Source organism: Amycolatopsis sp. NPDC089917, assembly GCF_040684635.1.
Classification (GTDB): Bacteria; Actinomycetota; Actinomycetes; order Mycobacteriales; family Pseudonocardiaceae; genus Amycolatopsis.
Map to the genome: position 1 here is coordinate 45718 of NZ_JBFBGL010000053.1, position 12452 is coordinate 58169.

Genomic DNA, 12452 nt, shown 5'->3' on the forward strand with positions numbered 1-12452 from the left:
TGCCACTAGCACTCCGTCTCGACGGCTATCTCGTACACGCGATCCTCGATCAACCGACGGTAGCCGAGGCGCCCGTCCTTCCCCGCCTTGATCGCGCCGGCGACGATGTCCGCGGCCTCCTGCTCCGAGAACCCGTCCACGTCGGACTCTTTGAAGGACTTGTCACCGAACGCGCGGGTCGCCAGCCGTTTCATTTGATGACATAGCGTGATTTTATGTCACTGCATGCAACTGGATGTCTTCGGTGCACCGAGGCTTGATGTCCCCAATGCCACTTTGGGGACGCTCAACGTCTCAAAAGTGGCGTTGGGGACACCGCCGAGAGCACAGAAGCGCATTTAGAGGACGAAACGCGAGGGGTCAGAGGGCGCGAAGGCCTTGAAGTACCCGTTCCATGAAGGCGCGTGAAGAGGAATCGCCGAGGATCAGCTCGGTCTGGTGGATCAGCACGAGGCCCGCGTCCGCCATGTCGCCGACGAGCACCTTCACGACGCCCAGCGGCAGGCGCAGGTGCGCGGCGATCTCCGCGATCGACCGGGTGTCCAGGCAGAGGTCGCAGATCTGCCGGTGTTCCATGGTCCGCACGCCGCGATACCGGCGGCCGTCCTCGCTGGTCGAAACCAGCGCCTCCAGCGCCAGGTCGTGCGCGGTGCGGGTGCGCCCGCCGGTGCGCGTGTAGGGCCGGACCCGGGAGCCTGAAGTGGGCAGGTAGACCGAAGCAGGCGCGCTTTCCGTCCTGGCGGGCGGAGGCGACTGGCGGATCGGCGAGGGCATCGACGCGGGCAGAGGCGGTGGCTCCGGCGGCCTGGCCGGGCGCCGCGGCATGACCGTGCTGATCGAGCTCAGCTCGAACCGGCTCGGCGAATCGAAAGCCTCGCGTTCGGTGCCTTGGTAGAGGGAGTCCCAGCCGGAGGGGTCCGGTTCGGTGAATCCGGTGATCTTCATCGGCGGCTACCCACGTACGCCGCCCTGCAGCTGCGCCCGCAGCTCGGGGGTGATCTGCTGCCCGACCCGCTCGACGAGCAGGGTCATCTCGTAGGCCACGGTGCCGATGTCACAGGTCGGCGCCGCCAGGACGGCCAGCGAAGAGCCGTCGGCGACCGACATGAGGAAGAGGTACCCGCGTTCCATCTCGACGACGGTCTGGTTGACCCCGCCCGCGTCGAAGCAGCGCGCCGCGCCGGCGGTGAGACTGATGAGACCGGAGGCGACCGCGGACAGCTGTTCGGCGCGCTCCTGCGGCAGCCCGTCCGACGGCGCGAGGAGAAGCCCGTCCGCGGAGACCAGCACGGCGTGCGCCGCACCGGGAACCCGGCGCGCGAAATCCGTGATGAGCCAGCCGAACGAGCTCTGCTGCCCGGATGCCGTCACAAGTCCCTCCTCGCTGCGTCAAGACCACCTGGGCGGCGTGGTCCGGGCGTCCTCCGATAACCAGCACGGACCAGCACCGATCCGGCACGGCCGAGCCCGAAGACGCCTCCACCCAGCGTATTCGTCCCGTCGATCGTGTCGAGCCCGCCACCCGGCCGCGCGTGTTAACCGAACGTGAACGTCCAGCCGCTCACCGCGTCGACACATGGCGAACCACGCATTCGTGGGTCACCCCGTGGTGGCCTGGTGCGACCAGGCGTGAATCGGCGTCCACGCAGGTCACCGACACCGCGGCCACCCGATCGGGCACTACCGGCACCGGATCGCGTGAAAGGGATCGCCCCGCGTTCAATCCGGCAGGTGGCACCACTCCCCGAAGCGGGTGAAGCCTGCCGAGTTCACTCCAACGGCCGCATCCGCTCCGGGCTTTCGTCCCTTTTAGCCTGCGCGCAACGCCGAATCGTGTGCGATGGCGTGCTGCACGACCGAGATCAACACCTGCTTGGCGGACTCACGTTCCCGAGCGTCACACGCCATGATCGGCACGGACGGTGAGATCGTCAGCGCGTGCCGGACGTCCTCGATCTGGTGGTGCAGCAGCCGGTCGAAGCAGTTGATCGCCACGACGTACGGCAGCTTCCGGTTCTCGAAGAAGTCGATCGACGGGAACGCGTCGGCGAGCCGCCGCGTGTCGACCAGCACGACGGCACCGATGGCGCCGACCGCGAGGTCGTCCCACATGAACCAGAACCGGTGCTGGCCCGGCGTGCCGAACACGTACAGCACCAGGTCCGAGTCCAGCGAAATCCGGCCGAAGTCCATGGCCACGGTCGTCGTCGACTTGTTCGGGGTGGCCGAATTGTCGTCGACGCCGGTACTGGCCTCGGTCATCATGGCCTCGGTGGTCAGCGGATCGATCTCCGATACCGCCCCGACCAGCGTGGTCTTCCCCGAGCCGAATCCGCCAGCGACCACGATCTTGGCCGACGAAGTCGGTCCGGTCACCTGCGGCGCATTCGCGTCGGAGTCAAATTCTCCGAAGCCCACTGAGCACCCTCTCCATGAACTCGATACTGGGCCGGTCACCCACGTTCTGGCTGGCAGTGTGCACCAGGACCAGGCCGAGGCCGGCCACGTCTCCGATCAGCACCCGGACCACGCCGAGCGGCAGGCGCAGCAGCGCCGCGACTTCGGCGACGGACCGGGTGTCCAGGCAAAGGTCGCAGATCGACCGGTGTTCGGGGACGCGTACCCGGTCGAGCACCCGTCCCTGTTCGCTGGTCGAGATCAACGCCTCGATGGCAAGGTCGTACGTCGGCTTGGTCCGGCCTCGCGTACGGAAGTACGGCCGGACCAGGCCGGAGGATTCGACGTCGGTGGTGTACTGCTCGTCGACGAACTCGTTCTGCGCCTGCTGCGGCAAGGCCGCGGCGAGCGGATCGGCGGCGGCCGCCGCCGCCCTCCGTTCCTCCTCCTTGTCGAAGGAGAATCTGGCGAACTCGCCCGAGTCGTAGAGCGGACCACTGCCACCACCGAACAGTTCCGCCCCGGGGCCGCCGAGGAGACGTTCCCGGTAGTCCGAGACGCTGAAATCGGCGGGTCCCTGTCCCGCGTTCGAATCGGTCAGCCAGCGGGAGGCCTCGTCCGGGGACACGGGGTCGCTGTCCGACCCCTGTGCCCGGCGCGAGCGCCATTCGCGGTCGACCCGGTCCCGGAAGGACGTCCAGTCCTCCCGGCCGTCGTCACGTTCCGACCACCCGCCGTTGAAGTCGTCACCGAGCCGGCCATCGCCCCTCAAGCGCCCGTCGTCCACGGCATTCTCCTCGGTTCCCGGTCGCTCAGCGGCGGACCGACGCGCCCTGCAGCTGCGCGCGCATCTCCGGTGTCAGCTGTTGCCCCACCCGTTCCACCAGCAAGGTCATCTCGTAGACGACCAGGCCGATGTCACTCTCCGGCGACCCGAGGACCGCCAGGCAGGACCCGTCGGACACCGACATCAGGAAGAGGAAGCCATTGGCCATCTCGACCACCGTCTGCGCGACCGTGCCGCCCTCGAACACCTTGGCCGCACCGCGCGCGAGGCTGGTGAGCCCCGACGCGACCGCGGCCAGCTGATCGGCCCTGTCCTTGGGAAGCCCCTTCGAGGAGGCCAGCAGCAAACCGTCCGCCGACACCACCACGGCATGCGCCGCGCCCGGGACCCGGTGCACGAAATCCGTGATCAGCCAGGCAAAGCTGCTCGCGTGTCCTTTACCCTGCGCCTGGCCGCCAGGCTGCGCCGGACCACCCGGCTGCATCGCACCCGCCCGTGTCACTGTCACTCCTTACTGCTGTCATCGGCAGGGGAACCCGCACCCCTGCCACTCACCGGAACGCCATTGTCATCCAGCGCATCGAGCGGGCGTTCCTTCAACGCGTGCCGTCCCGACTTGTAGCCCTGTTGGAAGCTTGCCATCCGGCTACGGGCCGCCGTCGCCGAGCGGGCGATGGCACCCGTTCCCGGCATTCCGGAAGTCTTGTCGGCGAACGAGTCTTCCTTCTTCGGCTCGTTCCCGCCGATCGAACCGGGGACGAGGTACTGGTTCGGCACCCGTTTGGGCAGGCCCGCCGGGGTGATCTCGTCGTTCCGATCTTCGTACAGGACCTGTGCCGCCTGCCAGCCGTCGTCCGACGCGCTGCGCCAGCCATTGTCCTGGAGCACCGTCTCCGGCGGAACACTCTGCGGGGTCCGAGTGGGCAATGCCTCTTCGGGGGCTTCCTCGACGACGGGATCCGCAGCCTCGGCGCCACCGTTGCGGGCCTGCTCGGGCACGTCGGACTCGACCGGCTCGGTGTAGGTGGTCGGGGTGTCGGCCCCGGCCTCGTCGCCTTCGCTGAACCAGCGCGAGAGCACCGACTGGTAGATCGGCAGCCGCCGGGTGGGCACGTCGTCCTCGAGCGCCGACTTGCCGGCGTCCTCGGGCTCCTCGGGCCGCCGCTGCGGCTCGGGCGGGGTCACCGGGACGTACTTCGGCTCCCGCTTCGGCAGCACGAGCGGCGCGAACTGGGTGTCCGTACCGCTGGAGGCGCCGTCGCCGTTCGACGGCGGATGGTCGTCGGCCGTCGGCCACGCCGGGGTCTCCTCGGCGGGGGCCGCGGGGCTGAGGAACGGCCCCGCCGCGTTCTTGCCCGCGACCAGGTCGTCGAGGCTGATCGGCTGGTCGAGCGGGACGAGCCCGCCCTGCTGCGCGACCGGCTGCGGCGCCGGGGGCTTCGACGGCGGCGGCGGGGTCATCTCCAGGCCGCGGTCGGAGGCGGGGACGCTCGGCAGCGAGCTCGACATCTCCGACACCGACGGGATCGACGGCATCGACGTTTCCGAGCGGTTCGGCGGCGGCGGGGTGTTCCGCGCGCCGGGCCGCATCTGCGTGAGCAGCTCGGCGGGCACGACGACCCGCGCGATCACGCCGCCCTCGATGTCCTCGTTCTCCCGGAGCCGGACCTCGATGCCGTGGCGGCGCGCCAGGCGCGCGACCACGTACAGGCCCATCCGCCGGGTCACCGAGACGTCCAGGTCCGGCGGGTCGGCCAGTCGCTGGTTGACTTCGGCGAGCCGCTCGTCGGTCATGCCGACACCGTGGTCGGTGACCTGGATGGCGAGCGCCTTCTTGCGGGTGATCACCGCGCGGACGGTCACCTTCGTCTCCGGCTCGGAGAAGTAGGTGGCGTTGTCCAGCAGCTCCGCGAGCACGTGCACGAGGTCGTGGATCGTCAGGCCCTGGACGGCGACCTCGGGGACGATCCCGATCTCGATCCGGGCGTACTGCTCGATCTCCGAGACCGCGGCGCCGATGACGTCGGCGGCGGGCACCGGCTTGGGCACCGACTTCGCGAGACCGGCGCCCGAGAGCACCAGGAGGCTTTCACCGTTGCGGCGCAGCCGCGTGGCGAGGTGGTCGAGTTCGAACAGGCTGGCCAAGTGGTCCGGGTCCTGCTCGTCGGCCTCCAGCCGGTCGATGACGCCCAGCTGGCGTTCCACCAGCCGCTGCGACCGGCGGGACAGGTTCACGAAGATGCCGTTGACGTTCTCGCGCAGGAGGGCCTGTTCGGCGGCCATCTTGACGGCCTGTTCGTGGACGACGTCGAACGAACGCGCCACTTCACCGATCTCGTCACGCGAAGTGACGGGCACCGGCTCGACCGACCGCTTCGAGGCGTTGACGGGGTCCGGGTCGTCCAGGATCGCTTGCACGGTTTCCGGCAGCCGTGTGTACGCGACGTCGAGCGCCGTCTTCCGCAGCACCCGCAGCGGGCGCAGCATCAGGCGGGCGATGACGAGCATCAGGAACAGCGCCGCGAGCAGGGCCAGCAGCACGATCGCGCCACCGATCCAGGCGGAGTTGATCGCCTGGGTGGCCAGTTCGTCGGCCTGGGCGCGCAGCTGGCCGAGCAGGTTGGTCTCGACCGCGCGCAGCTTGTCCAGCGCGACCCGGCTGTCGTTGCCGAGCGCGACGTTGTCGATCGACGGCGTCTGGTTCTGCTGGTACAGCGAGAACGCCATCGTGGTGATCCGGCGGCGGTCGTCGACCTCGGGACCGGAGAAGGTGTCCGAGTAGAGCTGCCGCTGCTCGGGGCTGGCGTTCGCGAGGAAGGCCGCCGTCGAGGCGTCGCCGCTCGCGACCGCCGAACGGGCCTGGTCGAACAGGTCGCCGGGGAACGAGGAGCGGAAGGAGGCGATCAGCAGCGCCGCGTCACCGCGGGCGATGAACTCCTTGCTCTCACTGATGGCCTGCACGGTGACGCCGAGCCGGAGCACGTCGCGGTTCGCCACCGCGGTGGTCACCTCGCGGCCGAGCTGGACCAGCGAGTCGAGGATGCCGGAGTAGGCGATCAGGACCGGGGCGTCGCCCAGCAGCGAGGTGTTCATCGCGCCGCGCAGCGGGCGCAGGGCGTCGAGCCGCTGCAGACCACGCGAGTAGCGGTCCCTCGTGTCCTGGTCGTCCGGGTTGATCTGGTTCGCCGAGGCCCGCAGGTCGTCGACGGCGCGATCGACCTTGGCGATCTGCGCGTCGAGCCCGGTCTGGCGCGACCCGTCCTGGGAGGCGATCCGGGCGACCGCGAGCGCGCGTTCGCTCTGCAGCTCGTGGACCACGAGGGTGATCTTGTCGGCGAACGCGACCTGGTCGGCCGTGTCCTGGAACCGGGCGGCCTCGCCGCTGTCGTCGATCACCCGCAGCGTGCCGAGCGCGAGCGCGGTCAGCGTCGGAATGATCAGGACGGCCGCGAGCTTGGATCGCAGACGCCAGTTACGCAGGCCCAGGAACGACCCGGCCTTCCCGCCAGGACCGTCTCCGGTTTCCCGCGCAGGGGCCCCTCCCACCCCCGCGGTGTCTTCGTTCGGCACCGCCGCACCACCATCATCTTCATCCGGGCCGGGAAAGCCCATTTTGGACATGCCGTTCTCGTACTGGCCGTACTGCTGCTGTCTGGGTCGGTTGTCGGAGACCACTACCCGCACTCACCTGCCATCGGGCAGGCCGACGCAGGACGCGGGTACCCACTCCGACGAATGAGGAAGTCGTCTTTGACGCAGTCTCTCAAGTGCACTTGGCCGAATTCCCGCCTGGCGTCATTGGTCTGTTCGGCCTAACCCGCCAGTGCGCGGGCGCGCACCAGTGAAGCACGGACGTGTTCGACGTGGTCAACACAGAGTGCCTTGCACCTCGGGAAAGGTCCAGAGCGTTCGGCCATCCAAGGCACTCTCTTTCACTACATCAGTGGTCCACACCTCACTACCGGTGCATGAGGGTAGCGAACGGTAGGCCCAGATGTAACCCTTTGGACAAGACCTCCAAGAAGACACCGGACGGGTCTTGACCTGTCCGCGCTCAATCGTCAACAAGTCCCCGTCGCGAACACGCCGAGTTGTGTTCACTTCTGACAAACAGCCTGTTCGGGTGATCGTTACCACTTGGGATCATGGGATGACCACCCATTGTGAGCGCGTTGTCCGTTCTCTACAGTGGGCCCGTGGCTCAGACAAAGAGTCACTTCCGAATTCCACATCAGGCCACGTCATCACGTGACCTTCCCTCGATCAGGAGCACCACTTGCTTTCGAAGAAGGCCTTGAGCGCCCGCTTGGGACGGCGCGGGGCCATCGCGCTCGCGATGGCGGCCGTCGTCACGACGTCGGTCGGTGGCTGCGGCCTGCTCGGCGGGGACGAGTCGTCCTCCTCCGGCGGCTCCGGGAACCTCGAGAAGTCGAAGATCAAGGTCGCCGTGATGTCGACCATCGACCTCGCGCCCCTGCGTCTCGCCCAAGACGGCGGCTACTTCAAGAACGAAGGCCTCGACGTCGAGGCGATCGAAGCCGGCACCGGCCAGATCTCGCTGACCAAGCTGATCGGCGGCGAGGTCGACATCGCGTACGCGAGCTACACGCCGTTCTTCATCGCGATGAGCAAGAACACCGCCGACATCAAGCTGGTCGCGGACGCCTCCTCCGCCGGTCCGAAGAGCACGATGCTGGTCACGCTGCCGACGTCGTCGGTGAAGAGCGTCGCCGACCTGGCGGGCAAGAAGATCGGCATCACCGCGCCGAACACCGTGTCCGACACGCTGTCCAAATCGGTCATGAAGGACCACGGCGTCGACGCCAGCAAGGTCCAGTGGGTGCCGATCCAGCTGCCGAACATCGGCGCCGCGCTCAAGAACGGCGACATCGACGCCGGCTTCCTGACCGAGCCGTTCATCACGCAGACCGCGAAGCAGGCGGGCACCGTCCCGGTCGTGGACACCGCCACCGGCGCCACCCAGGACTTCCCCACCGCGGGCTACGGCTCGCTCGGCAAGTTCGTCTCGGAGAACCCGAAGACCGTGGCCGCCTTCCAGCGCGCCATGCAGAAGGCCACCCGCGACGCGGCGGACCGCTCCAAGATCGAGCCGCTGCTGGTCAAGTACGCCAAGATCGACCAGGACACCGCCGCGCTGACCACGCTGCTGACGTTCCAGTCCACCTTGGACCCCCGCCGCATCCAGCGGGTGCCGGACCTGCTCCTGCAGATGGGCGCCATCCCGACCAAGATCGACGTCGGCCCGATGATCGCGGCCCAGGCCACGAGCTGACGAACCGCGGTTACTCCGAATAGCCGTTGCACGCGGAATTCGATCACTGAAAGTAATGTTGTCCAAGCGGGTGATCATGAGATCGGGCGAATGGCCTAAAATGATCACCCGCTCACGACACCCATTGTGAGCAGGTGGGCAAATCTCTAAGGTGACCGCGTGCCTGGCGAAATGAAGCCACGACACGGATGAAAAAACCCCAACGGTGATTCATTGTTTCCGAGGAGCTGGCTTTGTTTCGAAACGCCATGAGCAGGAGTGGTGCACGTAGAGGCCGGGGTGCCATCGGCGTCGCCCTGAGCGCGCTCATGCTGGCCACGTTGGGCGCCTGCGGCGCCCTCGGCGGTGAGGACACGTCCAAGGCGTCCGGCGGTGACGGCGCGCTGGAGAAGCCGAAGATCAAGGTGGCCGTGCTGCCGGTCGTCGACCTCGCGCCGCTGCGGCTGGCGCAGGAAGGCGGGTACTTCAAGGCCGAAGGCCTGGAGGTCGAAGCGGTCGACGCGCCCAGTGGCCAGCAGTCGATGACCAAGATGATCGGTGGCGAGGTCGACATCGCCTTCTCCACCTACATGCCGTTCTTCGTCGCGAAGAGCAAGGGCGCGGCCGACATCCGGCTCGTCGCCGACGCCGTCTCGGCGAGCCCCAAGAGCAACGCGGTGGTCACGGTGCCGACCTCGTCGGTCAAGACGATCAACGACCTCGCGGGCAAGAAGATCGCGATCACCGACAAGAACACCGCGTCCCACCTGCTGACCGTCTCGGTGATGAAGGACCACGGCGTCGACACCAGCAAGGTCCAGTGGGTGCCGATGGCGCTGCCGAACATCGCCGCCGCGCTGTCTTCGGGCCAGGTCGACGCGGGCTACCTGCCCGAGCCGTTCCTGACCCAGGCCTCCAAGGTCGTCGGCGCGACCCCGGTCGTCGACATCGCGACCGGCGCCACGCAGGACTTCCCCCTGGCGGGCTTCGGCGCGCTCGGGTCCTTCGTGGACAAGAACCCCAAGACCCTGGCCGCGTTCCAACGCGCGCTGGGCAAGGCCGTGCGTGATTCGGCCGACCGCTCCAAGATCGAGCCGCTGATCGTCAAGTACGCCAAGGTCGACGCCGAAACCGCGTCGCTGCTCACGCTGCCGACGTTCGGGTCCACCCTGGACCCGCGTCGTCTGCAGCGCGTGCCGGACCTGTTGCAGCAGACCGGTGTGCTGACGGCCAAGCTCGACGCCGCCCCGATGCTCGCCCCTCAAGCTGGATAAAGGTCAAGGTGCCACGACTTCTCCGTGCCCTGGCCGGTCTGGCCGGTTTCTTCCTCCTGTGGGAAGTGATCGTCCAGGCCGGCCTGGTCCGTAAAGAGTTCCTCCCCCCGCCGTCCGTCGTCCTCGTGACGATCGTCGAACAGTTCGGGGAGACGCAGTTCATCCGGGACCTGATCGCCACGTTCCTGGCGTGGGCGATCGCCCTGCTGATCGCCGTCGCCATCGCCGTGCCCGCCGGTCTGCTGCTGGGCAGCATCCCCGGCCTGCGCACGGCGACCGCGGTGGTCGTCGAGTTCCTGCGGCCGATCCCCGCCGTGGCACTGATCCCGCTGGTGCTGCTGCTGATCGGCGGCGGTCCCGAAGCGAAGATCACGCTGGCCGTGTACGCGTCGTTGTGGCCCATCATGTTCAACACGATCTACGCCCTCGGCGAGATCGACCCCGTGCTGCTGGAGACCGCGAAGGCCTGCGGCACGGGCAAGTTCCGGACGCTGACCTCGGTGGCGCTGCCGCACACCGCGCCGTTCGTGTTCACCGGCGTCCGGCTGTCCGCCAACATCGCGCTGATCGCGGTGGTCAGCACCGAGTTCCTGGCGGGCGCCAAACTCGGCATCGGCAACTTCATCATGCAGGCCAGCACCGGTTCGACCAGGTTCGACCTCGTGCTCGCCGGCACCGTCGTGGTCGGCGCGCTCGGCTTCCTCATCAACGGCGGGCTCGAAATGATCGGCAGGCGGGCGTTCCGCTGGAGCACGGTCGACCGGGAGGCGGTCTCGTGACGACCCTCACGCTGACCAGCCGCGTCGGCAGGCGCGTGGGCCGGGGCATCGGCATCCTGGTCCGCAACTGGCTGCTGTTCTTCGCCCTGCTCGGGCTCTGGGAGCTCGCGACCCGGCTCGCGGAAAGCCCGTTCTTCCCGCCGCCGACCGAAATCGTGTCCAGCTCGGTCAAACTCTGGTTCACCGGTCCGGCCTCGCAGCTGTTCCTGACCGACACCGTGTTCGACAACGTCCTGCCGAGCCTCGGCCGGACCCTCGGCGGCTGGCTGCTGGCCGGCGCCCTCGGCGTCGCACTGGGTGTCGCACTGGGACGCTCGAAGCACGGGATGGACTACGTCGGACCGCTTTTCGCGTTCTTCCGCTCGGTCCCGCCGCCCGCGCTGATCCCGGTGTTCATCGTCCTTTTCGGACTCGGGCCGGGGATGCAGACCGGGTCGATCATCTTCGGCGCGATCTGGCCGGTGCTGCTCAACACGGTGGACGGCGTCCGCTCGGTGGATCAGGTGAAGATCGACACCGCGAAGTCGTTCCGGACGCCGCGGTCGTACTGGGTGCGCTCCATCGTGCTCCCCGCCGCCGGGCCGAAGATCTTCGCGGGCCTGCGGCTGAGCCTCTCCATCTCCTTGCTGCTGATGGTGATCTCGGAACTGGTCGGCTCCTACAACGGCATCGGCCGGTCCCTGATGGACGCCCAGCAGGCGTTCGACTTCCCGCTCATGTGGTCGTGGCTGGTCCTGCTCGGACTCCTCGGCTTCGGGTTCAACGCGGCCTTCCTCGCGGTGGAGCAGAGAGTGCTTCGCTGGCAGCCCACCCGCAACGGCCGTATTTAGTTCTTTCGAAGGGTCAGCAAGATGTCAACCATGCTCGAAGTCTCCGGGCTGAACCACCGGTACGGCGCGGGAGAGAAGGCGCACGTCGCGGTCAACGACCTGTCGTTCACCGTCGAAGCGGGACAGCTCGCGAGCATCGTGGGCCCGTCGGGCTGCGGCAAGTCGACGCTGCTGCGCTGCATCGCCGGGCTGATCAAGCCGACGTCCGGCCGCGTCAGCCTGCACGGCGACGACGTCTCCTCCGGGGTGCCGGAGGACCTGGCCGTGGTGTTCCAGGACTACAGCCGCTCGCTGTTCCCCTGGCTCTCGGTCGAGAAGAACGTCGAGTTCCCCTTGCGGTGGCGCAATTTGAGCCGCTCCGAGCGCCGTAAGCGGGCGCAGGAGGCGCTGGAGTCGGTGGGATTGGCCGGGGTCGGTTCGAAGTTCCCGTGGCAGCTCTCGGGCGGTATGCAGCAGCGTGTGTCGATCGCGCGGGCCCTCGCCAGCCGTCCCGCCCTGCTGCTGATGGACGAGCCGTTCGCGTCGGTCGACGCGCAGACGCGGTTCGAACTCGAAGACCTGACCCGGCGCGTGCAGCGTGAGAACGGCAGCACGATTCTCGTGGTCACGCACGACATCGACGAGAGCGTCTACCTGTCGGACCGGGTGCTGGTGCTGTCGAAGTCGCCCGCCACGATCGTCGCGGACCTGCCGGTCGGGCTGCCCGCGGAACGCGACCAGATCACCACGCGCGAATCCACCGCGTTCGTGACGCTGCGCGGTGAGGTGGCGCGGCTGCTGCACGGCGGTGCCCCGGAAGCCGTCACCGCGGCTTCCGACGCGGCCGAGTACGAGCTGGCGCAGCAGGAGGCCGCCGCCGACGCCACCGAGGCTGAGGCCCGCGCCAAGTCCTGAGGCTGCGGTCAAGTCCGTGAAGGCCTCCTTCACTACCTTCAGGGTAGGGAAGGAGGCCTTCGCTACGTCCCCTGAAGCGCCCTTCAGTCTCGCTCCCGAACGTCCCGTCAGGTCCGTGAAGGCCTCCTTGAGGGACCCTGGGTCCCTCAAGGACGAGCTGTCCACCGCCGGCATCACCCGCGTCATCCAGGGCGTCGTCGACAAGCACGTCCGGTCCTG

Annotated in this window: 12 protein-coding genes; 5 read left to right on the forward strand and 7 right to left on the reverse strand. The window is 68.1% G+C overall.

Annotated elements, in window-relative coordinates; translation table 11 throughout:
* Window positions 1-5: 5 nt before the first annotated feature.
* The 7 genes from AB0N89_RS30765 to AB0N89_RS30795 form a co-directional block, all read right to left on the reverse strand.
* Window positions 6-194 (reverse strand): hypothetical protein, encoded by a 189-nt coding sequence (locus AB0N89_RS30765; RefSeq protein ID WP_364211596.1) that lies wholly within the window; start codon window positions 192-194, stop codon window positions 6-8.
* Window positions 195-360: 166 nt separating this feature from the next.
* On the reverse strand, window positions 361-945 hold the full coding sequence (locus AB0N89_RS30770; RefSeq protein ID WP_364211599.1) for a DUF742 domain-containing protein: 585 nt from the start codon (window positions 943-945) through the stop codon (window positions 361-363).
* A gap of 6 nt (window positions 946-951) precedes the next feature.
* On the reverse strand, window positions 952-1371 hold the full coding sequence (locus AB0N89_RS30775; RefSeq protein WP_005156190.1) for a roadblock/LC7 domain-containing protein: 420 nt from the start codon (window positions 1369-1371) through the stop codon (window positions 952-954).
* Window positions 1372-1809: 438 nt separating this feature from the next.
* Window positions 1810-2418 (reverse strand): ATP/GTP-binding protein, encoded by a 609-nt coding sequence (locus AB0N89_RS30780; RefSeq protein ID WP_007033392.1) that lies wholly within the window; start codon window positions 2416-2418, stop codon window positions 1810-1812.
* Window positions 2399-3184 carry a DUF742 domain-containing protein gene (locus AB0N89_RS30785; protein WP_364211604.1) on the reverse strand — a complete coding sequence of 262 codons (786 nt, stop codon included), beginning with the start codon at window positions 3182-3184 and terminating at the stop codon, window positions 2399-2401. The genes AB0N89_RS30780 and AB0N89_RS30785 overlap by 20 nt, the downstream gene beginning before the upstream one ends.
* A gap of 25 nt (window positions 3185-3209) precedes the next feature.
* Window positions 3210-3668 carry a roadblock/LC7 domain-containing protein gene (locus tag AB0N89_RS30790; RefSeq protein ID WP_364211619.1) on the reverse strand — a complete coding sequence of 153 codons (459 nt, stop codon included), beginning with the start codon at window positions 3666-3668 and terminating at the stop codon, window positions 3210-3212.
* 20 nt (window positions 3669-3688) lie between these two features.
* Window positions 3689-6805 carry a nitrate- and nitrite sensing domain-containing protein gene (locus tag AB0N89_RS30795; RefSeq protein WP_364211622.1) on the reverse strand — a complete coding sequence of 1039 codons (3117 nt, stop codon included), beginning with the start codon at window positions 6803-6805 and terminating at the stop codon, window positions 3689-3691.
* A 655-nt stretch (window positions 6806-7460) separates the two neighbouring features.
* Here AB0N89_RS30795 and AB0N89_RS30800 point away from each other — a divergent pair.
* The 5 genes from AB0N89_RS30800 (at window position 7461) to AB0N89_RS30820 (ending at window position 12233) form a co-directional block, all read left to right on the forward strand.
* Window positions 7461-8477: an ABC transporter substrate-binding protein gene (locus AB0N89_RS30800; RefSeq protein WP_364211607.1), complete on the forward strand. Its 1017-nt coding sequence runs from the start codon at window positions 7461-7463 to the stop codon at window positions 8475-8477.
* A gap of 308 nt (window positions 8478-8785) precedes the next feature.
* Entirely contained in the window at window positions 8786-9730 is a 945-nt protein-coding gene (locus AB0N89_RS30805; protein WP_364211625.1) for an ABC transporter substrate-binding protein, read from the forward strand.
* A gap of 8 nt (window positions 9731-9738) precedes the next feature.
* Window positions 9739-10509 (forward strand): ABC transporter permease, encoded by a 771-nt coding sequence (locus AB0N89_RS30810; protein ID WP_364211610.1) that lies wholly within the window; start codon window positions 9739-9741, stop codon window positions 10507-10509.
* Window positions 10506-11339: an ABC transporter permease gene (locus AB0N89_RS30815; protein WP_364211613.1), complete on the forward strand. Its 834-nt coding sequence runs from the start codon at window positions 10506-10508 to the stop codon at window positions 11337-11339. The genes AB0N89_RS30810 and AB0N89_RS30815 overlap by 4 nt, the downstream gene beginning before the upstream one ends.
* A gap of 21 nt (window positions 11340-11360) precedes the next feature.
* Window positions 11361-12233: an ABC transporter ATP-binding protein gene (locus tag AB0N89_RS30820; RefSeq protein ID WP_364211616.1), complete on the forward strand. Its 873-nt coding sequence runs from the start codon at window positions 11361-11363 to the stop codon at window positions 12231-12233.
* The last annotated feature ends 219 nt before the right edge of the window (window positions 12234-12452 follow it).